This window comes from Stenotrophomonas sp. STEN046 (assembly GCF_056759755.1).
This window is the reverse complement of record NZ_JBRRDR010000057.1, coordinates 1-25,919: the sequence shown is the minus strand read 5'-3', so window position 1 is coordinate 25,919 and position 25,919 is coordinate 1. Positions and strand designations below refer to the sequence as shown.

22 protein-coding genes are annotated in these 25,919 nt (G+C 67.1%); 3 read left to right on the top strand and 19 right to left on the bottom strand.

All coding sequences use genetic code 11. The features are described 5' to 3' along the window. Window positions 1-509: 509 nt before the first annotated feature. Together ACVOLJ_RS19130 and ACVOLJ_RS19125 are read left to right on the top strand one after the other, a co-directional pair. Window positions 510-3,578, top strand: a complete 3,069-nt coding sequence (locus ACVOLJ_RS19130; RefSeq protein ID WP_481564837.1) for a TonB-dependent receptor — start codon at window positions 510-512, stop codon at window positions 3,576-3,578. Between the two features lie 213 nt (window positions 3,579-3,791). Further along, complete coding sequence (locus ACVOLJ_RS19125; RefSeq protein ID WP_475279802.1) at window positions 3,792-3,986, top strand: heavy-metal-associated domain-containing protein; 195 nt, start codon at window positions 3,792-3,794, stop codon at window positions 3,984-3,986. 81 nt (window positions 3,987-4,067) lie between these two features. Here the strand turns inward: ACVOLJ_RS19125 and cueR are convergent, their stop codons facing one another. From cueR to hisS, 19 genes are all read right to left on the bottom strand, one after another. Then, entirely contained in the window at window positions 4,068-4,526 is a 459-nt protein-coding gene (gene cueR / locus ACVOLJ_RS19120; RefSeq protein WP_475279801.1) for a Cu(I)-responsive transcriptional regulator, read from the bottom strand. Window positions 4,527-4,541: 15 nt separating this feature from the next. Further along, entirely contained in the window at window positions 4,542-7,043 is a 2,502-nt protein-coding gene (locus tag ACVOLJ_RS19115) for a heavy metal translocating P-type ATPase (protein ID WP_481564836.1), read from the bottom strand. 169 nt (window positions 7,044-7,212) lie between these two features. Continuing rightward, window positions 7,213-10,170 carry a TonB-dependent receptor plug domain-containing protein gene (locus ACVOLJ_RS19110; RefSeq protein ID WP_475279799.1) on the bottom strand — a complete coding sequence of 986 codons (2,958 nt, stop codon included), beginning with the start codon at window positions 10,168-10,170 and terminating at the stop codon, window positions 7,213-7,215. Between the two features lie 317 nt (window positions 10,171-10,487). Then, complete coding sequence (locus ACVOLJ_RS19105) at window positions 10,488-11,219, bottom strand: copper homeostasis protein CutC (RefSeq protein WP_475279798.1); 732 nt, start codon at window positions 11,217-11,219, stop codon at window positions 10,488-10,490. Beyond that, entirely contained in the window at window positions 11,216-12,214 is a 999-nt protein-coding gene (locus ACVOLJ_RS19100) for a glycosylasparaginase (protein WP_475279797.1), read from the bottom strand. The genes ACVOLJ_RS19105 and ACVOLJ_RS19100 overlap by 4 nt, the downstream gene beginning before the upstream one ends. Before the next feature lie 50 nt (window positions 12,215-12,264). Further along, complete coding sequence (locus tag ACVOLJ_RS19095; protein WP_481564835.1) at window positions 12,265-13,287, bottom strand: glucokinase; 1,023 nt, start codon at window positions 13,285-13,287, stop codon at window positions 12,265-12,267. Between the two features lie 84 nt (window positions 13,288-13,371). Next, window positions 13,372-13,656 (bottom strand): hypothetical protein, encoded by a 285-nt coding sequence (locus tag ACVOLJ_RS19090; RefSeq protein ID WP_475279795.1) that lies wholly within the window; start codon window positions 13,654-13,656, stop codon window positions 13,372-13,374. Between the two features lie 35 nt (window positions 13,657-13,691). Continuing rightward, the gene (locus tag ACVOLJ_RS19085) at window positions 13,692-15,281 is read right to left on the bottom strand and encodes a calcineurin-like phosphoesterase C-terminal domain-containing protein (RefSeq protein ID WP_475279794.1); all 1,590 of its coding nucleotides are present in this window, start codon (window positions 15,279-15,281) and stop codon (window positions 13,692-13,694) included. Window positions 15,282-15,389: 108 nt separating this feature from the next. Beyond that, window positions 15,390-16,010 carry a bifunctional phosphoribosyl-AMP cyclohydrolase/phosphoribosyl-ATP diphosphatase HisIE gene (gene hisIE / locus ACVOLJ_RS19080; RefSeq protein ID WP_475279793.1) on the bottom strand — a complete coding sequence of 207 codons (621 nt, stop codon included), beginning with the start codon at window positions 16,008-16,010 and terminating at the stop codon, window positions 15,390-15,392. Further along, a complete protein-coding gene (gene hisF, locus ACVOLJ_RS19075; protein ID WP_475279792.1) occupies window positions 16,000-16,776 on the bottom strand; it encodes an imidazole glycerol phosphate synthase subunit HisF in 777 nt (258 codons plus the stop codon). Before hisF ends, hisIE begins: the two co-directional genes overlap by 11 nt. Further along, complete coding sequence (gene hisA, locus ACVOLJ_RS19070; protein ID WP_475279791.1) at window positions 16,770-17,504, bottom strand: 1-(5-phosphoribosyl)-5-[(5-phosphoribosylamino)methylideneamino]imidazole-4-carboxamide isomerase; 735 nt, start codon at window positions 17,502-17,504, stop codon at window positions 16,770-16,772. Before hisA ends, hisF begins: the two co-directional genes overlap by 7 nt. Continuing rightward, on the bottom strand, window positions 17,501-18,103 hold the full coding sequence (hisH, locus tag ACVOLJ_RS19065; RefSeq protein ID WP_481564834.1) for an imidazole glycerol phosphate synthase subunit HisH: 603 nt from the start codon (window positions 18,101-18,103) through the stop codon (window positions 17,501-17,503). The genes hisA and hisH overlap by 4 nt, the downstream gene beginning before the upstream one ends. Further along, the gene (gene hisB, locus ACVOLJ_RS19060; RefSeq protein WP_475279789.1) at window positions 18,100-19,173 is read right to left on the bottom strand and encodes a bifunctional histidinol-phosphatase/imidazoleglycerol-phosphate dehydratase HisB; all 1,074 of its coding nucleotides are present in this window, start codon (window positions 19,171-19,173) and stop codon (window positions 18,100-18,102) included. Before hisB ends, hisH begins: the two co-directional genes overlap by 4 nt. Further along, complete coding sequence (gene hisC / locus ACVOLJ_RS19055) at window positions 19,170-20,264, bottom strand: histidinol-phosphate transaminase (protein ID WP_481564833.1); 1,095 nt, start codon at window positions 20,262-20,264, stop codon at window positions 19,170-19,172. The genes hisB and hisC overlap by 4 nt, the downstream gene beginning before the upstream one ends. Then, complete coding sequence (gene hisD / locus ACVOLJ_RS19050; RefSeq protein WP_481564832.1) at window positions 20,261-21,556, bottom strand: histidinol dehydrogenase; 1,296 nt, start codon at window positions 21,554-21,556, stop codon at window positions 20,261-20,263. Before hisD ends, hisC begins: the two co-directional genes overlap by 4 nt. After that, window positions 21,553-22,464 carry an ATP phosphoribosyltransferase gene (hisG, locus tag ACVOLJ_RS19045; protein ID WP_475279786.1) on the bottom strand — a complete coding sequence of 304 codons (912 nt, stop codon included), beginning with the start codon at window positions 22,462-22,464 and terminating at the stop codon, window positions 21,553-21,555. The genes hisD and hisG overlap by 4 nt, the downstream gene beginning before the upstream one ends. A gap of 34 nt (window positions 22,465-22,498) precedes the next feature. After that, a complete protein-coding gene (locus ACVOLJ_RS19040; protein ID WP_475279785.1) occupies window positions 22,499-22,807 on the bottom strand; it encodes a YerC/YecD family TrpR-related protein in 309 nt (102 codons plus the stop codon). A 417-nt stretch (window positions 22,808-23,224) separates the two neighbouring features. Next, window positions 23,225-23,491, bottom strand: a complete 267-nt coding sequence (locus ACVOLJ_RS19035; protein ID WP_481564831.1) for a hypothetical protein — start codon at window positions 23,489-23,491, stop codon at window positions 23,225-23,227. Between the two features lie 26 nt (window positions 23,492-23,517). Continuing rightward, window positions 23,518-24,915, bottom strand: coding sequence for a histidine--tRNA ligase (hisS, locus tag ACVOLJ_RS19030; RefSeq protein ID WP_475279783.1), 1,398 nt, complete (start codon window positions 24,913-24,915; stop codon window positions 23,518-23,520). Between the two features lie 140 nt (window positions 24,916-25,055). Between hisS and ACVOLJ_RS19025 the strand changes: the two genes are divergently transcribed. Next, complete coding sequence (locus tag ACVOLJ_RS19025) at window positions 25,056-25,808, top strand: Crp/Fnr family transcriptional regulator (RefSeq protein ID WP_475279782.1); 753 nt, start codon at window positions 25,056-25,058, stop codon at window positions 25,806-25,808. Window positions 25,809-25,919 lie beyond the last annotated feature (111 nt).

Here is a 25,919-nt window from a genome sequence, read left to right as displayed (position 1 = left end):
TGTCGGGGGTGGGGCGGTGTGGGCTGGCAGGACCGTTGGCGCCATGGATGGCGCCATCGAGCCCCCAGGGACGGGTTTACGGCGTGTCCTGCCAGCCCACACCGCCCCGCCCAACCTGCAGAAACCCAGAGCCGCTTTGGCTTTTGCTTTGGCTTTTGCTTTGGCTTGGCTTGAAGCAGGTGCAGGGCGCAGCCCTGCCGACCTCCCCTCTCCGCGCAAGAAAACGTTTCCAGCAAATTCAGGAAACTGTCATCCCCTCGCCACGGCAATACCATATTGCGCAGCAGCATGCGCCCAGCGACGGCGCGTGCTAAAAATCGCCCGCCCATCGCTTAGATCGATCCAAGACGACTGCTGCGAGGGCTGGGAGTTTGGGGAGCAGCACAGGACGTACCGGCAAAAACACCAGGTAGCCCCGGCCGCTGCATGCCGATAGCGACGTTGGCGTCACCGATTAGATCGATTCAAGCCGTCTTTTAGCAGTCACCGGATCAATCCAGGAGAGAGGAATGAAGCATTCAACACGCATGCATGGCCAGGACGCATTGTCGTTGGCCATCGCGCTGGCGCTGGCCGCCGCCGTCCTGCCGGCTGGCGCCGCTGCGCAGCAGGCCACCCCGGCTGCAACCCCCGATGCCACCACCCTGGACAGCGTCCAGGTCACCGGCTACCGCTACGCGATCGAAAAGAGCCTTCAGCAGAAGCGCGATGCCAATGCCGTGGTCGAAGTGATCACTGCCGAAGACGTCGGCAAGTTCCCCGACAAGAACGTGGCCGATGCGCTGCAGCGCGTGCCCGGCGTGGTCATCACCCGCAGTGGCGGCGAAGGCAAGTCGGTCAGTGTGCGCGGCCTCGCGCCGGACCTGACCCTGACCCAGTTGAACGGCAACTACGTGGCCTCGTCGGAGACCAACAACGAAGCCACCCGCTCGTTCAACTACACCCTGCTGCCGTCGAACATGCTGTCCAGCGCCGAGCTGTTCAAATCGCCGGAAGCGCGCATCGACGAAGGCGGCATCGGCGGCACGGTGATCCTGCACACGCGGCGTCCTCTGGAGATGGAAGCCAACTCCGGCTACGTCAACCTGGAAGGCACCTCGTCCGATACCAGCCACGACGTCGACCCGCAGGTATCGGCGCTGTACTCGTGGCACAGCAAGGACGAGCGCTTCGGCGTGCTGGTCGGCGTGACCCAGCAGAAGCGCACCACCCGCACCATGGAGACCAGCACCGAGGACTACCAGTGGTACGGCAACAACACCACCGCGCGCGATGCCAACGGCAACCTGCTGGAGCAGGATGGCATCCACTACTGGTGGGGCCAGTCCGGCTTCAACAACCAGGCCGGGCAGAACTACAGCGAGTTCTTCATGCCGACCTCGGTGAACTTCGCGGTGAAGGAGGAAAAGCGCGAGCGCAAGGGCGGCCAGCTGACCTTCCAGTTCAAGCCGATCGACAACCTGACCCTGACCGCGAACTACTTCCGCTTCGAGCTGCAGGGTGACTACACCCAGAACATGCTGAAGGTGCCGGAGTGGAACCTGGCCCGCTACAACGGCGATGGCAACTGGGCCGGCGGCCGCCTGCTCAACGGCCTCAGCTTCGATCCCAGTGGCAGCATCGTCACCGGTGCGCAGTATGAAAAGCTCGCCGGCAAGACCTACTACTGCAGCGAAGACCAGGCCGCTGCCGCCGGCCTGCCGCCGGGTGGCTGGGGTCCGGACGACTGCACCATTCCCACCCCGCAGCTGACCGGTGGCTACAGCAAGGAAAAGGCGCTTTCGCAGACCGCCGACCTGACCGTCGACTGGGATATCAGCCCGCTGTGGAAGGCCAGCTTCACCGGCGGCCGCACCTGGTCCAAGGGTGGCCCGTCGATGAACTTCCGCATGTCGGCCAAGCCGCGCCGCAAGGTCGGTGACCAGTGGCAGGCAGGCAACCAGTACACCGCGTGGGACCTGAACGGCACGCCGTCGCTGACCGTCTCGCCGGACATCCAGCAGCAGCTGATGGCGGGCGTCGCCGAGGTCGATACCGGCTCCACTGATTCGTCGTGGATGCAGACCGAGGTCAAGCAGAACTACTTCCAGGCCGACGTCACCAAGATGTTCGAAGCCGGCTGGCTGGACTCGATCCAGTTCGGCGCCAAGTACCGTGATGGCCAGGTGCACCGCAACACCGGCAACACCTACTGGGTCTGCCAGGGCCTGGACCCGGCCGACTATGACAACAACCGCTACCAGGCCGGTTGCGATCCGACCGCAGGCAATGCGCAGCCGGGCTTCTTCCTGTCCAACCCGATCAGCAACATCGCCGGTGGCTTCAATGCCAACGTGTTCCCCGGCATCAACTACCCCGCCTACATCGATTACCTCAACCAGACCTACGGTGGCTCGCACAACCGTACCGAGGAAGACTTCGTCTACGACGTCAACGAGAAGATCTACTCGGGTTACTTCCAGGCCAACTTCCGCACCGACCGCGTGCGCGGCAACGTCGGCATGCGGGTGGTGCGTACCAAGCAGTTCGCCCAGTCCAGCGATTCGGTCGAACGCTTCAACGACTACTTCGTGGACAACGCCGCCGGTGCACCGATGAGCTGCGACGATCCGGCTGCCGATCCCAACCTGCGTTGCCAGGGTGGCTTCGTGCGCCTGCCGGACAACCAGGTGCGCGACAAGGTCTACACCCTCAGCTCGCTGGAAAAGACCTATACCGACTTCCTGCCGAGCTTCAACATCGCCTGGGACATCACCGACAACCTGGTGCTGCGCGGCGCGGCCTCGAAGGTGATCGCACGCCCGGGTTACACCAGCATCGCCTACCCCGGCGGCCTGAACTACATCAGCGAGGAATACAGCAACGATCGTCGCGTCGCTGGCGGCACCGATACCCCCGGCTGGTACGGCTCGGGCAGCAACAAGGCACTGGAACCGTTCAAGGCGGTGCAGTTCGACCTGGGCCTGGAGTGGTACTTCAAGCCGGGTTCGGTGGCTGGCGTGGCGTTGTTCCGCAAGAACGTGGACAACTTCACGGTGCCGGTGGTGCGCGACCAGCAGATGACCGTCGGTGGCGAAACGGTGGTGGTGCAGAAGTACAGCACTGAAGCCAACGGCCGCGACGGCGTGTCGCAGGGCGTGGAACTGTATGGCCAGTACACCTTCGACTTCGGTCTGGGCCTGCAGGCCAACTACACCTACAACGACACCAATCTTGCTTCGATCGTGCTCGATGGCGAAGAGATCGGTTCCTCGCCGCTGGTCGGCAGCGCCAAGAACCAGGCCAACGTCACCGTGTTCTACGAGAACGAGAAGTTCCTGGCCCGCGCCTCGTACAACCGTCGTGGCGAAGTGGTGGGCGGCCTCAACAACGGCCTGACCACCTACACCAAGCCGTACAGCCAGCTTGATCTGAACGTGGCCTACAACATCACTGCGGACTGGACCGTCACCGCAGCCGTGCTGAACGCCACCAAGTCCGAGCTGCGCAGCTACATCGGCAACGACAGCCAGGCCCGCCTGCTGTCCAACCTGTATGCCGGCCGCCAGCTGTACTTCGGCGTGAACTGGAAGTTCTAAGCCGGCACCTCGTATCCGCCGGGCATGGCCCGGCGCTACCTGGCCACGTGGATTCCGCCGGGCATGGCCCGGCGGCGTCCCGCAACGGCAACGCTCCTCCACGGCAGTCACGCTGGTACAGGTGGCTGCCGTTTTTTGTGGCCGCATGCTTGACCCTGCCACCGTTGGAAGGCGCACACTGCTTCCACCCCCAGAGCAACGAAGGAGCTGTAGATGGAATTCCATGTAGAGGGCATGACCTGCGGCGGCTGCGCGCGAAGCGTGACCAAGGCGATCGAGCTGGTGGATCCGCAGGCGAGCGTGCAGGCCGATCCGGCCAGCCGCCGCGTGCAGGTGCAGAGCTCGGCCAGCGAAGCGCAGATCGTGGCGGCACTGACCGAGGCCGGCTTCCCGCCACGCGCGGACTGATCCCTTTCCACTTGCGCCTGCAATGAAGCCCGCCCCGTGCAACTGCACAGGGCGGGCTTTTTCATGTGCGCTCGTGGTGGTTCAGTGGCGGGGCGATCGACGGCGTACCGCACCGGTCTTCGGCGCGCCGTCCGCCACGCCAAGATCATCATCGCCCTCGCCCAGGCGCTGCAGGATCGGGCACTCGGGGCGATCATCGCCGGCGCAGCAGCTGATCAGCGATTTCAATGTGTCAGCCATCTGCCGCATGTTCTCGATGCGCTGCTCCAGATCGTCGATGTGCTGCTCGGCCAGGCGCTTGACGTCGGCGCTATGCCGCGAGGTGTCGTTCCACAAGCCCAGCAGGTCGGTGATCTCGGCCACCGAAAAGCCGAGATCACGCGCGCGGCGGATGAAGCGCAGCCGGTGCACGTCGGCCTGCGAATAGGCCCGGTAGCCTGATCCGGTGCGCTCGGCCGGGGGTATCAGGCCGATCTGCTCGTAGTAACGGATCATCTTGGCCGAGACACTGGAGGCCTTGGACGCTTCACCGATGTTCATTGGCGCTTCTCCGGGTCAGGGCGTTGCAGGGGTGGCATCGACCATCGGCGCCTGGAAGCGCCGCAGGCGCAGTGCATTGCCCAGCACGAACACGCTGGACAGCGCCATTGCGCCGGCGGCGAACACCGGTGACAGCAGGATGCCCCATACCGGGTACAGCGCGCCGGCAGCGACCGGTATCAACGCGGTGTTGTAGGCGAAGGCCCAGAACAGGTTCTGGCGGATGTTGCCGATGGTCGCCTTGGACAGTGCGATGGCATTGGGCACCCCCTGCAGATTGCCCGACATCAGCACCACGTCGGCCGATTCGACCGCCACGTCGGTGCCGGTGCCGATTGCCAGGCCGACGTCCGCCTCGGCCAGCGCCGGTGCGTCGTTGATGCCATCGCCCACGAAGGCGATCTTGCCGTGCGCGGCCCGCAGCCGGCGCACAGCCTCGACCTTGCCCTCGGGCAGTACTTCGGCCACCACTTCATCGATACCGAGCTGGCGGGCGATGGCTTCAGCCGTGCGCGCGTTGTCACCGGTGATCATCGCGACCTTCAAGCCGAGGTGATGCAACGCGGCGATGGCCGCCGGCGTACTCGCCTTGATTGGATCAGACACCGCGATGACCGCTGCAAGGCGACCATCGATGGCTGCATACAGGGGCGACTTGCCTTCATCGCCCAGCCGTTCGGCCGTCGCGTGGCTGCCTTCGATATCCACTGCCAGCGCGCGCATGAAGCGGTCCGCGCCCACTTCCACGCGGGCACCGGCTACGGTCGCGCGCACGCCCATGCCGGTAACCGACTCGAAATCAACCATTGCCGGCACGGTGATGCCCTCGCCCGTCGCGGCATCGACGATCGCGCGCGCAATCGGATGCTCCGAGCGGGATTCCACGGCAGCAACCGCCGCCAGCACGTGGGCACGTTCGAAACCGGATGCGATCTCCAGGTCGGTCAGCAGTGGGCGCCCTTCGGTCAGCGTGCCCGTCTTGTCGACGGCCACCACCTGCGCATCCTTCAACAGTTGCAGCGCCTCGCCCTTGCGGAACAGCACGCCCATCTCCGCCCCCCGGCCGGTGCCGACCATGATCGAGGTCGGCGTCGCCAGCCCCATTGCACACGGGCAGGCAATGATCAGCACCGCCACCGCGTTGACCAGGGCGAAGGTCAGCGCCGGCGACGGCCCGAACAGCAGCCAGACCAGGAAGGTCGCCAGCGCCGCCAGCATCACTGCCGGTACGAACCACAGCGTCACCTTGTCGACCACCGCCTGGATGGGCAGCTTCGAGCCCTGCGCCTGCTCGACCAGGCGGATGATCTGCGCCAGCATGGTCTGCGCGCCCACCGCGGTCGCGCGCAGGGTCAATGCGCCCTTCTGGTTCACGGTGCCGCCGACCACGGCGCTGCCAGCGGTCTTTTCCACCGGCACCGGCTCGCCGGTGATCATCGATTCGTCGACGAAACTGCGGCCGTCGACCACCTCCGCATCCACCGGCACGCGCTCGCCGGGACGCACCTCCAGCAGGTCGCCCAGCAGCACCTCATTGATCGGGATATCGACGGTTCGACCTTCGCGGCTGACATGGGCCACCTTGGCCTGCAGGCTGACCAGGCGCTTGATCGCCTCGGAGGTACGGCCCTTGGCGCGTGCCTCCAGATAGCGGCCCAGCAGGATAAGCGCGACGATCACCGCCGCCGCTTCGTAATAGACATTCACCGTGCCGGCCGGCAGGACGTGCGGCGCAAAGGTCGCCACCACCGAATAGCCGAATGCGGCGGCGGTACCGACCGCCACCAGCGAGTTCATGTCCGGGGCACGCCGCAGCAACGCCGGGAAGCCCTTCTGGTAGAAGCGCCGGCCCGGAAGGACCAGCACCAGCGTGGTCAGTACGAACTGCAGGTACCAGCTGGCCTGCAGGCCGATGGTCGACATCACCCAGTGGTGCATGCCGGGAACCAGGTGCGAGCCCATTTCCAGCACGAACACCGGCAGCGCCAGGACGCTGGCCAGAATCAGGTCACGCTTCAGCAGCGCGCGCTCGGCATCCTTTTTCTCCGTCGCCGCGTCGTCTGCCTGCACACCCGCTTCGATGGCGTGGGCCGCATAGCCGACCTTGTCGATCGCGGCTACCAGCGCATCCACCGCCGCGACACCGCGCACGGTTGCACGTTCGGTAGCCAGGTTCACGCTGGCGTGGCTGACGCCGGGCACCGCCTGCAGCGCGCGCTCGACGCGACCGACGCAGGAGGCGCAGGTCATGCCTTCCACCGCAAGCTCGATGGTCGCGGCCGGCACCTCGTAGCCCACCTTCTCGACCGCCTGCACCAGCGCATGGTGATCGACCGGCCCGGACGACCGGATATCCGCACGCTCGGTGGCCAGGTTGACCGAGACGCTGGCCACACCTTCGACCTTGCCCAGGGCGGCTTCGACCCGGCCAACGCAGCTGGCGCAGGTCATGCCCTCGATGGGCAGGGAGAGGGTGGAGAGGCCTGCTGGGGCGGCGGTGTCGCGCGGTGTGCTCATGGCGGGGTTCCTGGATGTCCTTCTGGATGAGGACAGCCTAGACCTTGCCATCGTGGGAAGGTCAAATCCACCCCGCCCCGCCCCGCCGATGTCGCATCCACGCATGGCGCGTCCAGTAGAGCCGCGCCATGCGTGGCTGGCGCCGGGTCATGCCCGGCGCCGCCCTTCCTCAGAAGGTGAACACGTACTCCAGCGCGAACTCGCGGCCAACCGCGCCCAACAGGCGGGTCGGGGCGAAATCGTAGTCCACCTTGTACGGGTCCTTGTGGTTCCAGCTGGCCGCGTTGAAGGCATTGTTGACGTACACGTTCACCTTCATGTGCTCGGTCACCTGGTAGCCGACATTGAAGTTCCAGGTGATGAACGGCCCGACCCGGCCGTAGTAGCGCGCCGTCTGCTGGCCCGCGTTCGGGTTCGGATTCGGCGAGCCATCCGGCCGCGTGGCCGGCTCCAGGCAGTTGGCCGAGGGACTGTCGCTGGGCACGTAGCCGTCTGCGAACGGCAGGCAGCCGCCCGGGTTGTCCAGGCGATCGGTGCCCCAGTGGTAGCGCACACCGGGCACCGAACCGATGCGGTCGGCATACACGTTCGCGTTCCAGTTGCCACGCTGCCAGGCCAGGCTCGCGCGCAGCTTGCTGCGCAGGTCGCGGTCGCGACGCTGCGGGTTGGGATCGGCGGCGTAGCGCTGCTCCTTGGTCGAGATCTGGTTGGTGTAATTCACCCCCAGCTGGAAGCTGCCCCACTCTGCGGTTTCCAGCCGATAGCGCGCGCTCAGGTCGATACCGCGCACTTCGCGGCTGGCCAGGTTGAACGGCCCGCGCTCGATCGACACCAACCGGCCATTGCTGTCACGGTTCACCCGCGCCAGGATGCCGGCGCAGTACGCGCCGCCGGCCGGGTTGGACCAGGGCGTGCCATCCATGTTCTTGCCGGTCAGGCAGCCGGCCTCGCTGGCCAGCACTTCATCGGCACCGACATCGACGATCATGTCTTCCAGCTTGATCGCCCAGTAGTCGGCACTCATCGACAGGTTGGGCAGCACGTCCCAGACGAAACCGACTGTCCACGAGTCGCCCGTTTCCGAGCGCAGCAGCGGCGTGCCGCGTCGGTTCACATCGAATGCATACCAGACATCGGTATTGCCCACGCCGCAGTTGTTGACCAGATAGGCGCCGCTCTCGATGCAGCGCAGGCGGTCATGGGTCAACACTTCCGAACTGCTGACCTGGCCCAGCAGATAGTGCATGTCCGGCGCATGGAAACTGGTGGCGTAGGAACCGCGCACCAGCAGCGATTCGAACGGGCGCCATTCCAGCCCGGCGTTCCAGGTGGTTTCCTTCTGGCTGCCGATATCCAGGCCGTCGGCGTTGTCATCGGCCTTGTAGCTGCCATAGCGGTCGTAACGCGCCGCTGCGGTGGCGATCAGGTTGTCGGCCAACGGGATCTTGAACTCGACGCCGGCCGAGTAGCGGGTGCGTTCGCCACCACCACGATCGACATTCTGCAGATCGAAATCGATGCCGGCGCGCGGATCGGGGCTCAGGTGGTAGCCCTGCTTGGCCACCTCGGCCACGGCTGCGAACGAGATCGGCCCGGCCCAGCCCTGGAACAGTTCGCCGGTGATATCGGCCGAGGCCTGGTTGACCCACGAGGTTGCACGGTTCCTGGCCACGGTGCCCATCTGCCAGTACTGGTCCGGGGTGATCGGGTTCCACCAGCGCGATTCATCCAGTGCGTAGATCGCCTCGCCATCGGCGGTGGTACCGAGCCGCGGGCCGAGGAAGAAATCGTACGATTTCTGTTCGTCCACCACGTTCTGCCGCTCTTCAACCCGGTAGTAGGAACGCCCGACCGTGGCACTCCAGTCGAAGCGATCGGCCAGGCGTCCGCGCAGGCCGGCGCTCCAGTCCCAGGACAGTTCGCGGTTGGTGTTGCGCAGCGTATCCAGGCCGCCGACCTCATTCGGAGTGAACTGGCGCACGCCCAGCACCGGACGATTGCGATTGGCATCCCAGTAGTAACCGTTGGCATCGTCGATGAGGGTCACGCTGGGCGGATTGGTGCCCCAGATCGCTTCGGAACGGTACACCGCCAGATTGCTCCAGGCCTGCAGGCCGTCGCCGAAATCGAAAGTGGCGTACAGGTTGCCGGACACGTTTTCCGAGCCCCCGGTCAGCAGCCAGTTGCTGTAGTCGCCCGTCATGCCGCACAAGCGGCCGGTATTGGTGATCGTATTGGCGTTGTAGTTGTAGACCAGTCGATCGGCGGTGTAGTACTCGCCATCGAACTTCTCGCAGGTGCCGGCAGGCGGCGCAAGACGCTGGCCACTGCCCGGATCGATCAGCGCCAGGCCCGCGGTGGGACGGAAGCCGACCTTGCGCTGTTCCATGTTCCAGGATGGATAGGGCGCATCGTCGGCGTCATCCATCTGCGGACGGTCGCGGCCGAACAGCGGATCGCGCTTGGTGTACTGCAGCGCATAGGTCACGCTCCAGTTGTCACCGGTCCTGCCACCGGCCCAGGACAGATCCCAGGTATCGCGGCCGCCCTCGGTGGAGGTGCCGCCACGTACGCGCACTTCGTCGCCGTCGTAGTTGGTCTTCAGGATCACGTTGACCACGCCGGCGATGGCATCCGAACCGTAGATCGCCGATGCGCCGCCGGTCAGCACTTCGATGCGCTCGACCGCCGCCGCAGGAATGTTGCTGTAGTTGGAGAAGTTGGTCTCGCCGCCATACGGCAGTGGGTAGTCAGCTACGCGCCGGCCGTTGACCAGCAGCAGCGAACGGTTGGGGCCCATGCCGCGCAGGTTCAGTCCGCTGGCGTTGGGCGTGTGCGAGCCCCACTGCGAGGCCGCTTCGACGGTGCCGGTCGCCTCGGTCAGGGTCTTCAGCGCGTCGTAGACGGTAACGAAGCCTTCCTTCTGGATCTGCGCGGCGGTGATCACATTCACCGGTGCCGGGCCTTCGACGGCGGCACGCTTGATGCGTGAGCCGGTGACGGTCACCGCATCGAGGTCCTTGGTGGACGAACTGGCGGCCTCCTGGGCGCTGGCGGCCAGGGGCAACAGGGCCAGGACCAAAGCCTGGGACAACAGGTGACGGCGGTTGCGGGCGGAGTGAGCCATGGGTGGTTGCTCTTCTGTGTGGACGCGGTCGGGACGTGATCCCCGGGCGCTGAATCGATTCAGATCGATTCCGCCACCCGCCCCTGTGGATCGATCCAAACTAAAGCACAGCTGAACCAGGCCCGGCATGCGGCGACGCAGCATGCTGACTACCCCTGTCGCAATTGGCCGATCATTACCAGTTGAATCAACAGGTTGCGCAATATCGTTGCGAAAGCTGCGCAGCTCTGGATGACGCGATCATCACGATCGCGCGCAGAACGGTTTTGTCCGCGGCTAGTTCCCCGAACTCGCCGGGCATGGCCCGGCGGAGCGTGTCAGCCGTCCAGCGCCTGCCGCAGTGCCGCCACGGTCGCGGTGGCGGTCTGGCTCCAGTCCGGGTCCAGGCCGCGCAGCGCCGGGTTCTGGAACTGCATCGCCGAGCGCCGCAGGCCCTTGGCCGAGGCGTGCAGTTCAGTACACCCGCTCCGTCGTGCGACGGTCGCGATGTTGCCGGGGTTGAGCCCGGCGCCGGCCATCACGCGGACGCGACCGGCGGACTGTGTGACCAGGCCCGCCAGCACTTCGGCACCGGCCTCGGCGCTGACCTGGCCGCCCGAGGTCAGTACCCGTTGGCAGCCCAGTTCAATCACCTGCTCCAGCGCGGCAGGCAAGTCGCAGGCGGCGTCGAAAGCGCGGTGGAAGGTCACCTGCAGCGGACCGGCGGCCTGCACCAGTTCACGGCACAGCGGCAGGTCGACAGCACCCTGCGTATCCAGCGCACCGATCACCACCCCATCGCAGCCCAGCGCCCGGCACTGCGCGATGTCGCGCAGCATCAGCTCGGTTTCCAGCGCGTCGTAGTGGAAGTCACCCGGGCGTGGCCGCACCAGCACGAACAGCGGGATCGACAGGCGTTCGCGGGCAACGGCGATGCTGGCGAACGAGGGCGTGGTGCCGCCCTCGGCAAGATTGTCGAACAGTTCAACACGGTCGGCGCCGCCAGCCTGCGCCGCCAGCGCCGAGGCCAGTGAGTTGCTGGCGATCTCCAGCGTGCGGCGCGTGCTCACGCCTGCGTGCTCGTGTAGATCGACGGCGAATCGCGCAGGTCGTCCTGGCGCTGCGCATCGCACACCGCGTACACGAAGCCGCGATGCAGTGCGTAAGCGCCGACCTCGCCCTGCTTGTTCATCGCCAGGAAGCAGACCTGCAGCGTTCTGCTGGCTTCGGGGCGCTTGCGCACCACCCGGTCGATCGCTTCGCGGCAGGCCCGCGCCGGCGAACGGCCCTGACGCATCAGTTCGACCACCAGGAACGAGGCGGCGTTGCGGATCATCTCCTCGCCAACGCCCGACGCCGTAGCCGCGCCGACCTCATTGTCGACGTACAGGCCGGCACCGATGATCGGGCTGTCGCCGACCCGGCCGTGCAGCTTCCAGGCCATGCCGCTGGTCGTACAGGCGCCGGCAAGGTTGCCCTTGGCATCCAGCGCGAGCATGCCGATGGTGTCGTGGTTGTCGCTGTTGCCGGGCAGCCCGCGGCGCTCGGCGTTGATCTGCGGTGCGTACTTTTCGGTCTTCAACCACTCGCGCCACGCCGCTTCGGCTTTCGGGGTCAGCAGGTGCTGGCGTTCAAAGCCCTGCTGCAGTGCGAACTGCTGGGCGCCCTCGCCCACCAGCAGCACGTGCGGGCTGTTCTCCATCACTTTGCGGGCCACCGACACCGGATGCAGGATGTCCACCAGCGCGGCCACCGCACCACAGCGGCCATCGCCATCCATGATGCTGGCGTCCAGGCTCAGCACGCCGTCGCGATCGGGATTTCCGCAATGGCCGACGGTGGGGTTGCACAGCTCGCTCTCGGCCCAGCGTGCACCGGCTTCAACCGCATCAAGCGCACTGCCACCGCCGGCCAGCACCTTCCATGCGGCCTGGTTGGCCGGCACGCCGAAATCCCAGGTTGAAACGACTTTTGCCCCAGACCGGGTACGCGCCTGCACGCCCGGCAAGGCGGCCATGCCTGTGGCCAGCGCACCGGCCTGCAGGAACTGCCTGCGATCCACCATGTTCCTCTCCTGTCAGCCATGCATGACCGGCCCGATGCCGGCCACGCCCATCAGTCGTGCGTGGGGTGCCGCGCGGCATGCCAGACGGCGGCGCCGAGCACACCCAGCTGGCCATGTTCCACCCGCCACACCGGCACCTGCCGCAGCACATCGGCCAGCACGCCCTTGTTGAGGAAGCGCTCGCGGAACCGGCCATCGGCGAGGAAATCCTGCACATGCGCGGAAATGCCGCCGGCCAGGTACACCGAGCGCGCGCCGACAGCGATGGCGGCGTCGCCAGCAAGGCTGCCCAGCCAGGCGCAGAACACCAGCAGCGTTTCCACCGCCAGCGCGTCCTCGCCACTGCGCGCAGCGCCGATCAGCGCTTCGGTGCTGGTCCAGACCGGACTGACGCCACGCAGTTCGCACAGGCACGGGTACAGGTTCATCAGGCCGCTGCCGGACAGCACGCGCTCGTTGTCCACGTGTGGCCAGCGCTGCAGCAGCTTGCCCAGCACCTGCAGTTCCAGCGCGTTGCCGGCACCCAGGGCGGCGTGGCCGATCTCACTGGCCAGCACCGGCCGCTCGCCATCGGCAAAGCGCAGCGCGGCGCCAAGGCCGGTGCCGGCGCCGAGCACCAGCGCAGGGAAGCACTGCGCAGGGTCGGCATCGCCATTCAACGGCACCAGGGTATCGACCTGCAGGTAGGGGATGGCCAGCGCCACCGCCTCGAAATCGTTGATCAGCTGCAGTTCGCGCAGCCCGGACTGTTCGCGGGTGGTCGACAGCGAGACCGTCCACGGCAGGTTGGCATTGATCAGCACATCGCCATCAAGCAGGCCGGCGATGGCGACCACCGCGGTCTGCACCGGCTGGCCGAGGCTGGCGGTGAAGTCGGCGAGGATCGCGGCCAGGCTGGGATGGTCGGCACAGGCGTAGGTGCGGTAGCTGCCCAGCCGCGGCGTGTGCCCCGGTGTGGTTTCAGCCAGGGCCAGGCGGGCGAAGGTGCCGCCGACATCGGCGACCACCAGGCTGCGGGGAACGCCGCTGCGGGCGGAGTCGGAAGGAACCGGGGACGCTGCTGCAACGCTCACGCTGGCCTGCTTGGATCGATTGAATCGGTCCGATTCTCAGGCATCGGCGGCCCTTTGCCTAGCGCGGCGAGACCAGGCCCGGGGTCACATGCCTTCCTGTTCGGCCACCTGCACACCGTCCACCAGCACCCGCAGGCGCTGCGGGCGGAAGCCGGCAAACAGCAGCGGCCGCGTGCGCTCGACCCGCACCTGGTGCCCGGCGATGTGCCGCTGCCACGACTGTACCAGCGAGAACGAAAAATGCGTGCCCGGGTGCAGCGGGTGCTGTACCCAGACCTTCTCGCTGTCACTCTGCAGCAGCATCGCACCGGTGAACCAGTGGCGGCTGAGGGTCACCGGCGTGGTGCCGGCCAGGAAGCGGATATCCATGGGGCGTCCTTTCGTGATGGAGACCCGGCCCGGGTTCAGGGCTGGGCGGTCTGCAGGCTGTAAGCGGTGGTGGCGGTGAACACTGCGCCGTCCGGCTGGGTGGAACGCACTTCAACCTTGTGGCTGCCCACCGCCAGATCGGTCGGCAAGGCGCCGCGCCACAGGTGCGGCGAGGCGGTGGCTTCCGGCGAGCGGTCGTAACCGCGCAGCGAGGGAGCCAGGTCGTCAGCCACGTTTTCCACCATCAGCCGCGGATCAGGCTGGCTGACCTGCTTCATCGGCTGCCAGGCGCCGCCATCGACGCGGTACTCGACCACGCTGGCATCCTCGCCCATGTACACGTTGGCGTAGACACCCCACGCCGGGTACGCGCCCTGGCGCAGCACCTTCGGCGCATGCAGGCCGATCTGATCGCTGGCGGCAGCACCGGCCACGCGGTACTGCAGGCGGTAGCTGCCGTTGCCGGCCACATCCAGCAGCGCATAGCCCTTGGGCGTGCCATCGCTCATGGTGCTGTCCGGCACGCCGGCGGCATTCTTCACGCCCGACCAGAACGCACCGCAGTTGGCGCCGACGTTGTACTCGTGCAGCGGCTTGTCACCCTGCCAGCCCTCGGCCTTGCCGTGGTACACGTGCTGCTGGGTGTGGCTGTGGCCACTGAGCACCAGTACGTTGCGGAAGTCCTTCAGCAGGCCGAACAGGCGCTGGCGGTCGGCATGGCGGAAGGTCTCGCGTCCGGGCGCCCCATCGAACAACGGAATATGCATGCCCAGCACCAGCAGGCGGTCCTTGTGCAGCCCCTTCAGATAGGCGGCGAGGAAGCTGAACTGGTCTTCGCGCAGGCCGCCTACGTATTTTGGCTTCGCCTTGGGGTCGTACACCACGTCGTCGAGGAACACGAAACTGGCGCCGCCCTCTTCCACCGCGTAGGTGTCAGGCCCATAGATGTTGCGCCAGCTGTCGAGCGAGTGCGCGTCGTTGGCGGCGTCGAAATCCAGATCGTGGTTGCCGGGCACATGGAACCACGGCACGCCCAGGCTGGCGGTGACCTTGTTGATCGCCGGATACAGGCTCAGGTCGTCATTGACGATGTCGCCCAGGGTGGTGCCCAGCCGCGCCTTGGTCTGGCCCACCAGCGGGGCGACGATCGACTGCTGGTAGTAGCCGATGTCCTGCAGGCTGGCGGTCTGTGAATCGGTGAACACCAGCATCTGGAAGCCGCGACGGCTGTCGTGGCGATCCGGCTGCAAAGCGAAATCCCAGCTGCGGGTGGCCTCACCGGTGGCGCCGATGCCGCCGTACTTCAGCGCCGGTGATCCGTTCGGCCGGTAGTGCCGCCAGAACGAAGGCAGGCCATCGACCGCCTTCGGGAACGAATAGGCATCGGGCTTGATCACGAACACCGTCTGCCCATCGCGTACCGGCAGGCTGTAGCTGCCATCGGCGGCGGTCTTGACGATGGCCTCGCCGTTGGACACCTGCACCCCGGCCAGGCCCGGATCGGTCGCGCCACGGCCAGACGCACCGTCCCGCTCCAGGTAGACCTTGCCGGTAACAACCGTGTCGGCGGCCCAGGCCGGCGAGGTCAGCAACAGGCAGCTCAGCCACACGGCAGGCAGTTTCATGGGGGCGTTCCGGCGAAGAAAGACCCCCTATTGTAGATTCCGCCGATGACATCGCGCACGCGGTGCCGCCGCGCGATTGCCGGCCAGCGGCCGGCACTACCCGCGGCATCAGCGATGACGCGCTTCCAGTACCCGGCGAGCGTCGTCCAGCGAAAGGCCGCGCGCGCGCAGCAGCACCAGCAGGTGGTACAGCAGATCCGATGCTTCGCCCAGCAACGCCTGATCGTCCTGCGCCACTGCTGCCAGTGCGGTTTCCACGCCCTCCTCGCCCACCTTCTGCGCGATGCGACGGATGCCGCCCTCGAACAGGCCGGTGGTGTAACTGCCCGGCGGGCGCTGCGCTTCGCGCACGGCTATCAGCTGGCCAAGGCCACCCAGGAAGTCCTTTGGCGCCTGGTCGAAGCAGCTCTCAGCGCCGGTATGGCAGGTGGGGCCGGCCGGCCGGGCCAGCACCAGCAGCGTATCGGCGTCGCAGTCCACGCTGATGGACTGCACCTGCAGCACGTTGCCGGACTGTTCGCCCTTGGTCCACAGCTGCTGCCTGCTGCGGCTGAAGAAGGTCATGTGGCCGATGGCGAGCGTCGCCGCCAGCGACGCGGCACTGACGTACCCCAGCATCAGCACCTGCAGCGTATCGGCATCCTGCACCACGGCCGGCAGCAGGCCATCGCCCTTGTTCCAGTCCAGGGTTTCCAGCGCCTGCGGCGATGGGCGTACATCAATAGACATCACGTACCTCGATCTGCTGTTGGCGCAGGTAGCGCTTCAGGTCGGCAATGGCGATGGCGCCACTGTGGAACACGCTGGCAGCCAGCGCGCCGTCAACGTCCGCCTGGTCGAAGGCCTGCGCGAAGTGTTCCATCGTTCCCGCTCCGCCGGAGGCGATCAGCGGCACATGGCACAGTGCGCGCGCCTGCCGCAGCTGTTCCACGTCATAGCCGCGGCGAACGCCGTCGCTGTCCATGCAGTTCAGCACGATCTCGCCAGCACCACGGCGCTGCGCATCGACGATCCAATCCAGTGTGCGCAACGGCACCGCCTGGGTCTTGTCCGGATCACCGCTGAAGCGCCGCACGCGCCACTGGCCGTCGGCCTCGCGCACCGAATCCACGCCCACCACCACGCACTGCACGCCAAATTCTTCGGCCAGCTCGGTGATCAGTTCCGGCCGGCCCAGCGCCGGCGAGTTGATCGAGATCTTGTCCGCGCCGGAGAACAGCACCCGGCGCGCTGTCTCCACGCTGTCGATGCCACCGGCCACGCAGAACGGGATGTCGATCAATCGGGCAATGCGCTCGATCCAGGTCACATCCACCGAGCGCGCCTCCGGGCTGGCGCCGATGTCATAGAACACCAGCTCATCGGCACCCTGGTCGCGATAGCGCTGGGCCAGCTCGGCGATGTCACCCATGTCGACGTGGTCGCGGAAGCGCACGCCCTTGACCACGCGGCCATCGCGTACGTCCAGGCAGGGAATGATGCGGCGGCTCAGCATGACAACGCCTCGGCCAGGTCCAGGCGCTGCTCCAGCAGCGCCTTGCCGAGAATCGCGCCGCCACAGCCAGCGGCGCGCGATGCGGCGACGTCGGCAACATCACGGATGCCGCCAGAGGCCTGCACGGCCACACCGGGCAGCAGCGCGGACAGGTGTTCATACAGGCCGATGTTGGGCCCGGCCAGCATGCCGTCGCGGGCGATGTCGGTGCACAACAGGTGGACCATGCCGGCCTGCGCGTAGCGCTCTGCCAGTGCGTCCAGGGTCACGCCGGCATTCTCGGTCCAGCCGTGCACGGGCAGCTGCCACTGGCCCTGCGCGTCCTGACGGGCATCCAGCGCGATGGTGATGCGCTCGGCGCCGAACTCCTCCAGCCAGCCGACCACTTCATCGGGACGACGCACCGCCAGTGAGCCGACCACCACGCGGCCGGCGCCGGCGTCCAGAATGCGCGCCACATCGTCGCGGCCACGCACGCCACCACCGGTCTGCACCTGCAGCGTGGTCTGCGCGCGGATCGACGACAGCAGCGGCGCCAGCGTGTAGCCACCGGCGCGGGCCGCATCCAGATCGACCAGATGCATCCACCTTGCGCCCTGCCCGGCGAAGCCCTGTGCGCGCGGCAACGGATCATCGCCGTAGTGGGTTTCCTGCGCGTAGTCACCCTGGCGCAGCCGCACCACACGGCCATCACGGATATCCAGCGCGGGGTAGACGATGAAACTCATGCAGCAGTGCCCTCAAGGAAATTGCGCAGCATCAGCGAACCGGTATCGCCGGAGCGCTCGGGGTGGAACTGCGCGCCGAAGTAGCGGCCCTGCTCCACCACGGCGGTGAACAGGCCGCCGTGGTCGCACGCAGCAACGGTGTGGGTGTTGAGTGGCGCGGCGTAGCTGTGCACGAAGTAGGCGCTGGCGCGTTCGGGTACACCCTGCAGCAGCAGCGAGGGGCGTAGCGGCAGCAGCCGGTTCCAGCCCATGTGCGGCACCCGGATGCCACAGGCCGGCACCAGCTTGCGCACCACCCCGGGGATCAGCCCCAGCGTGTCCACGCCGGCTTCCTCGGAGCGTTCGAACAGCAGCTGCATGCCCAGGCAGATGCCCATCAACGGCACCTGCAACTGTTGCAGGGGTTCGACCAACCCCTGCGCGTGCAGGCGCTGCATGCCGGGGCCGGCAGCGCCAACGCCGGGCAGGATCACCCGCTGCGCGCCCGCCAGGCCGTCGGCGTCGCGTACCAGCCGCACGCGGGCGCCCAATCGCTCCAATGCATAGCGCACCGAACCCAGGTTGGCGCCGCCGGCATCGATCAGCGCGACATCGCTCACAGCGCCCCCTTGGTGGTAGGCAGCGCCGTGCCCTGCCGCGCCAATGCCGGCCGCAGCGCACGTGCCAGCGCCTTGAAGCAGGCCTCGACCTTGTGGTGGTCGTTGTCGCCGCGTACCTGCAGGTTGAGGTTCAGGCCGCTGGCATCGCACAGCGAACGGAAGAAGTGCGGCACCAGCTCGGTCGGCATGTCGCCCACCCGCTCGCGCTTGAACTCGCCTTCGAACACGAAATACGGGCGGCCACTGAAATCCAGTGCGGCGCTGGCCAGGGTCTCGTCCATCGGCAGGGTGAAACCGTAGCGGCCGATGCCGCGCTTGTCGCCCAGCGCCTCGCGCAGTGCCTGGCCGAGTGCAAGCCCGGTGTCCTCGATGGTGTGGTGCTCGTCGATGTGCAGGTCACCCTCGGCCTGGATGTCCAGCGCGAAGCCGCCGTGCTTGCCGATCTGTTCCAGCATGTGGTCGAAGAACGGCAGCCCGGTGTTGATGCGTGCATCGCCGGCACGGTCCAGGTCCAGTTCGACGCGGATCTTCGTCTCCTTGGTGTTGCGCTGGACCACGGCAGTACGCGGTGCATCGGCCAGCGCGTGGGCGATGCCCGGCCAGTCCCACGCGCCACCGAACTGTTCGGTGCGCAGCTGGAAGCCACGGATGTTGAGGTTGTCGGCGAACTGCAGGTCGGTGATACGGTCGCCGACCATGCCCGAGCGCGCCCAGTCGATGCTGCGGTCCTGCAGATAGGCGGTCATCAGGCCGATGCCCGGCTTGCGGGTGGGCGCGTTGTCCTGCGGCCAGCTGCAGTCCACCAGCACGTCACGGAAGGTGATGCCCTGGCTCTCAAAGATGTGCAGCATCAGGTCGTTGGGACCGTCGAAGCTGGCGCGTGGGTAGCTCTCGCTGCCCAGGCCATCCTGGTTGGTGACGATCACGAACTGGTAGCCGGCATCGCGCAGCTTCAGCAACGCCGGAATCACCTGCGGCACGAAGCGCAGCTTCTCGTAGGCGTCGATCTGGAAGTCGGCCGGCTCTTCGATGAGGGTGCCGTCGCGGTCGATGAACAGGATCGGGGTCATGCAGCGGCCCTCCGTGCCGACAACACCGCAAGCACGCGGTCATTCTCTTCCGGGCTGCCGATGCTGATACGCAGCGCATCGCCCAGCTGCGGTGCAGCGCGCTGGTCGCGCACCACCACCCCGGCTGCGAGCAGCGCATCGAACGCGGCCTGGGCATCGGCAAAGCGGACCAGCAGGTAGTTGCCGGCTGACGCGTACACGTGGCCAACACCGGGCAGGCCCGGCAAGGCTGCAAGCAGCCGCTCGCGCTCGGCGATGACGGTGGCCACGCGCTCGGCAGTGCGTGCCCGCGCGGCAGGCTGCAGGGCCTGCACCGCCAGTTCGGCACACGGTGTGGGCACCGGATAGGGCGCCTGGCAGCGTCGCAGCAGTGCAATGAGCGCCGGGGCGGCAATCAGCGTACCGATGCGCGCAGCCGCCAACGCGTGTGCCTTTGACAGCGTGCGCAGCACGGCAAGGTTGCCGTGCGCGGCCAGCAGCGTGGTCGCCGAGGGCCGCTGCGCATACTCCACGTAGGCTTCATCGACCACCACCAGCGCCTGCCCCTGCAACGCCGTTGCCACCCGCGCGATATCGGCCAGGCTGATATCGCTGCCGGCAGGGTTGGAGGGCGCACACAGAAAGACCAGCTTTGCACCCTGCGCGGTGGCGGTGGCGATCACCGCGTCCAGGTCGGCGCGCAGCCCCAGGCCATCGTCGACCAGCGGCACTTCAATCAGCAGCGCGCCCTGCAGGCGCGCGCAGACCGCGTACATGCCAAACACCGGCGGCGTGACCAGCACACCGTCGCGGCCCGGCACGCACAACGCACGCACCAGCAGGTCGATGGCTTCATCGCTGCCACGGCCGATCAGCAGCTGCTGGGGCTGTACGTCATACAGCGCAGCGAGTGCGTCACGCAGTGCACCCGGCTGCGGCTCGGGATAGCGGCGACTGCCACCGCCGGCATCGGCCGGATTGGCCCATGCCGACTCGTTGGCATTCAGCCACACATCGCCCTGCAGCGCACTGCTGCGCGCCGAGCTGTAACCGGCGAACGCCTGCAGATCCGGGCGCACCAGCGCCAGCACGTCATGGATGGCAGTACTCATGCGGCCGCCTCCATGCGCAGCGCCACCGCCCGTTCATGCGCATCCAGGCCTTCGGCGCTGGCGATGATGCGTGCGCAACCACCGATGGCGGCCAGCCCAGCGGCGGTGGCGCTCTGTACGCTGATCAGGTTCTGGAAACTGGCCACGCTGACCCCGCTGTAGGCGCGGGCCGCGCCGGCAGTGGGCAGCACGTGGTTGGTGCCACTGCAGTAGTCACCCAGCGCTTCGGGGGTGTAATCACCCAGGAACACCGAACCGGCCGCCTGTACCTGGCCGAGCCAGTCGCGCGGCTGGCGCAGGGCCAGAATCAGGTGCTCGGGTGCATAGCGGTTGCTGATCGCGAAGGCCTGCTGCAGCGATTCGACCTGGATCAAACGCGACGCCGACAATGCCTGGCGTGCGATGTCCTGGCGTGGCAGCAACGCCACCTGCCGCTCCACTTCGGCTTCCACGGCGGCCAGCATCGCGGCGTCATCGGTCAGCAGCAGCACCTGTGAATCGGGGCCGTGCTCGGCCTGCGAAAGCAGGTCGGCGGCAACGAAGGCGGGATTGGCACCGGCATCGGCAATCACCAGTACTTCCGAGGGCCCGGCCGGCATGTCGATGGCCGCCGCGCCGTCCTGTGCAATCTGCTGCTTGGCCTCGGTGACGAAGCTGTTGCCCGGCCCGAACAGCTTGTCGCAGGCCGGGATGCTGTCAGTGCCATGGGCCATCGCCGCGATCGCCTGCGCACCGCCCAGCTTGAACACGCGTTGCACGCCGGTAAGGCGCGCAGCCACCAGCACCGCCGGATCGGCGCTGCCATCCGCCCGGGGCGGCGTGCACAGCACCACCTGCGGGCAGCCGGCCAGTTGTGCCGGCACGCCCAGCATCAATGCCGTGGACGGCAGCGGCGCGCTGCCGGCCGGCACATACAGGCCGACCCGGCCGATCGGCCGCAGCATCCGCTCGCACACTACCCCGGGTGCGGTTTCCACCGCATAGCCCTGGCCCATGCCAGCCTGGTGGAAGCGCGCGATGCGCTCGGCGGCTTCAACCATGGCCCGGCGCAGCGTGGCCGGAACCGCCGCCTCGGCAGCGGCGAATTCCGCATCGGACACTTCAAACGCATCCAGCGTGACCCCGTCGAAACGTGCGGTGATCGTACGCAGCGCGTCGTCGCCCTGCGCGCGCACCTGCGCGATCAGCACGGCGACGGCGTCGCGGGTCTGCTGTGCCACGGCCTGCACCGGACGGGTCAGTGCCGCATCGCGTGCGGCGTCATCAAGTTGTGACCAGATCAGACGATTCATGCCAGCGACCGCTCCACGCTCAACACCATCAACCCCTGGGCACCGGCGCGCTCCAGTTCTTCCATGCGCTGCCAGGTCAACGGACCGGGGCACATGGTCTGCAGGCGCAGAGCGCCGCCATCGGCTGGCAAACGCACCAACGGCTCGGCATCGGCCAGCAGTTGTGCCAGTACGTCCACGCGGTCCTCGGCAGCGCGGAACATCAGCAGCTTGCGATCCTGGCGCTGCACCACACCATCGAGGCGTCGCAGCAGCATGCTGCGCAGGGCGCCACGGGCGTCATCCGGCGCACGCACCGCCCCGGCCAGTACCGCTTCGCTGTCCAGCAGGTTGTGCACCGGCGCCAACTGGTTCGCACGCAGCGTGGCACCGCTGGAAACCAGGTCGCAGATCAGGTCGGCGGTGCCCAGCCGCGGGGCGATCTCGACCGAACCGGACAGTTCAACCACCTGCGCGGCAACGCCCTGCTCGTCCAGCCATTGCTTGAGAATGGCCGGGTAACTGGTGGCGATGCGGGTACCGGCCAGTTGCGCCGGTCCCTGCCATTGCCAGTCCTCCGGCACGGCCAGCATCAGCCGGCACTGGCCGAAGCCCAGCCCGCGCAGCGCCTGGTAGGCATCGGGCAGGCCGATCTGGCGGCGCGCGGCGGCCTGTTCGTCCAGCTCGTTGCGGCCGACGATGCCGAGGTCGCAGACGCCATCGGCAATCAGGCCGGGAATGTCGTCGTCGCGCACCAGCAGCAGGTCCACCGGCAGCGATTCGCCGTAGCAGAACAGCTTGTCGCGGCTCTCGCGCCAGCTCAGGCCACAGGCACTGAGCAGGTTGCGGGCGGGCTCGGCCAGCCGGCCACTCTTCTGGATGGCGATACGCAGCCGGTCTCGCGCCGGCGCTGCCTGGGTTGCACTCATGGGGGAGGTCTCGAAGTTCGGAACGGGGCGCAGGTCAGCGCGAAGCAAGGCGGTCGATGGCAGCGGCATAGCCTCGATGGCCATGTTCGAGCGTGCGTGCCACCCGTCCGGTGGTGGTCACGCTGACCCCGGTGCGCTCGTGGATCTCGCGGTACGGCACGCCTTGCTGCAGCAGCGGCACCACCTTCCAGCGGTCGGCCATGGCCTCCAGCTCGGCCGGGGTGCAGAGGTCACGCAGGAAAGCCTCGACCTGCTCCGGCTCGCGCAGGGCGGCAAAGGCCTCGGCCAGGGCTTGCAGGTCGGCCTTCGGGTCTTTGGCGGTGATGTCGGGACGGGCTTTCACGGGCAGGGTTCTTGCATCAATGTAATAGCGTGTTAGTACATTAACGCATTCTTGCGCAGTGCGTCAAATCGTGGGTTGGGTGGGGGGTACGGCAGGGCTGCGCCCTGCACCCGCAGAGGCAACAGCCGGAGCAACGGCGAAAGCTGGTTTCCCGAGGATTGGCGGGATGGATCCGGTTGAGGGGGGCGCTGCAAGTACGTCCATGTAAGCTCGGTCGCCGCATCCATGCGGCTCACGCCCCCTCAACCGGACCCACCCCGCCTTCGACAGTTGGCCGCGATCTGCTGGATCTCGCTGGGAAAGTGATCGAGAACGGCTTTTGTAGAGTCGAGCCATGCTCGACTGCTCTTGGTCCAGAAACGCAAAACGCCCACCAGGGGTGGGCGCTCTGCTTTGGAATCACTACGTTGGCGGCGCTCAGGGCAGGCAGCGCGCCTCGGCCTGCAGCGCTCCGCGCCGCAGGCATTCGCCGAACAGGCTGCCCTGCCGGCTCGGCAGGGACTGGATGTTCTGCAACGCGCCCACGCCCGCCGGGCACTTCCTCGCGGCCAGGGCCTGCAGGTCATCCTCCAGCTGCGCGCGGTCGATCACGTGGCAGCGATCGACCTGTAGCCGGTAGTGCGCCGGCCCGATCCGCGTGCTGTGCAACGCCGGATCGCTCTGGCAGCCCGCCAGCAGGAGCACACCTAGCACCCCTGCGGCGGCATGCTTCACACCATCACCCGGGACTGCTCCAGCTCGACCTGCAGGGTGCTGGCCAGCTCGTCGCGCGACACTTCGAACTGCTGCTCGCGCTGCAGATCCTTCACCGCTACCACGCCACGCGCCAGCTCATCCTCACCGGCCAGCACCACGAAGCGGATGCCGGCCTTGGCCGCGTACTGGAACTGCTTGCCGATCTTCTTCGGTTCCATCTGCACTTCGGTGTTGATGCCACCGGCACGCAGGCGCCGGGCAATATCCAGCGATTCGGGCATGCCCTGCTCGTCCATCAGCGCCACCAGCGCCTGCACGCTGCTGGCCTCGATGCCATCGATCAGGCCGGCCTCGCGCAGTTGCCAGAACAGGCGCGACAGGCCGATGGAAATGCCCACGCCCGGCAGCTTGGACTTGCTGTAATGGCTGGCCAGATCTTCATAACGCCCGCCGGAACAGATCGAACCGATCTGCGGGTGGTCGGTCAGCGTGGTCTCGTAGACAGTGCCGGTGTAGTAATCCAGGCCGCGGGCAATGGAGAAGTTCAGGCAGTACGCACTTTCCGGCACGCCCAGCGCGTGCACCAGCTGCAGTACCTCGCGCAGCTCGGAAACGCCGGTGCGCAGGATCTCCGAAGCGCCGGCATCGGCTTCCAGCGCGGCCAGCTGCGCCAGCGCATCGGCGTGGCCCTTCGAACGTACGGCGACGAAAGCCAGGATCTTCTCGACCTGTTCGGCCGGAATGCCGAAGCCCTCGCCCACCAGCGTCTCGCGCACGTAGTCGGCGCCGCGCTTGTCCAGCTTGTCCACTTCGCGCAGCACCGCCAGCTGGCGCTCGCCTTCGGCCACGCCCAGGCTCTCGAAGTAACCGCGCAGCAGGTTGCGGTTGTTCAGCTGGATGCTGAAATCACCGATGCGCAGTTCCGAGAACACCGCATGGATCACCGCCAGCACTTCGGCGTCGTAGCGCACGCTCAGGCTGTCCTTGCCGATCACATCGATGTCGCACTGGTAGAACTCCCGGAAGCGGCCGCGCTGGGCGCGCTCGCCACGGTACACGCGCTGCATCTGGTAGCGGCGGAACGGGAAGGTCAATTCGTGTTCGTGCTCGGCCACGTAACGTGCCAGCGGCACGGTCAGGTCGAAGCGCAGCGCCATTTCCGGCAGCGAACGATCCCCCGCTTCGGCCGCATTGGCCAGCGCGCCGGTGGACTGCACGAAGTACACCTGGCGTTCGGTTTCGCCGCCGGATTTGGTCAGCAGCACGTCAGACAGCTCGAACACCGGCGTTTCCACCGGCAGGAACCCGAAGCGCTCGTAGTTGCGGCGGATGACATCCAGCATGCGCTGGAAGGCAATCTGCTCGCGCGGCAGCAGTTCAAGGGTGCCGGGCGGGGTACGGGGCTTGATCACGGGCGGAACTCCTGCGGGAACGGGAACGTGGGAGGGGGCGACATTCTAGCGCCCCGCATCGCGTGGCCGTGGAATTCAGGGTCCAACGGCCGCTTGAAGTATCATAAAGCCCTCCCCCGCCCGCGATACGCCCACGCAACATGTCCCGGCCTTCCGGCGCTCCGCCCGAAATCAACGATCCCGCCGTGCCTTCGTGCACCACGCTGGACTGCCTGCGCTGCTCGGTGCGCCACCTTGCGGTCTGCTCGGCGCTGTCGCCCGATGAAGTGCAGGCGCTCGAACAGGTCACTGTTTCGCAGCAGGTGGCCATGGGCGGCACCCTGGCCCGCAGCGGCGAAGAGCGCCAGCATGTCTATACATTGACTGCCGGTGCGCTGCGCCTGGTGCGCACGCTGGCCGATGGCCGCCGCCAGATCAATGGCTTCGTGCTGCCCGGCGATTATCTGGGGCTGAGTGGCAGCGACCACCATCGGCACGATATCGAAGCGATCGCCGACAGCCGGGTGTGCCGCGTCGCGCTGCCGCAGATGAAGGGCCTGCGTGGCCGCTTCCCGCACCTTGAGCGCAAGCTGCTGCAGCGTGCCTGCCAGGAACTGGACGCCGCGCAGGATGCCGCGCTGGCGCTGGCGCGCCTGCAGCCGGCCGAAAAGCTGGCCGACTTCCTGCTGCGCCTGGCGGCGCGCGAAGCCAAGCTGGGCGGTGATGGCCTGCGGGTGTCGCTGCCGATGGGCCGTGGCGATATCGCCGACCACCTGGGGCTGACGATGGAAACCGTCAGCCGCACCTTCACCAAGCTGCGCCAGCAGGGCCTGATCGCCCTGCCCCATCTGAACGTGGTGGAGATCCTCGACGAGGATGGACTGCGTGCGCTGGCCGGTGAAGGGTTGGGCTGACTCCGCTGCGCTCGCCGGGGCATGGCCCGGGCGGGCCCGCTTGTTTGGCCTAGGTATCGGCCGGGCCCTGCCCGCGCGCACATGTCTACACAAAACCCCCCCGGCGCCCCC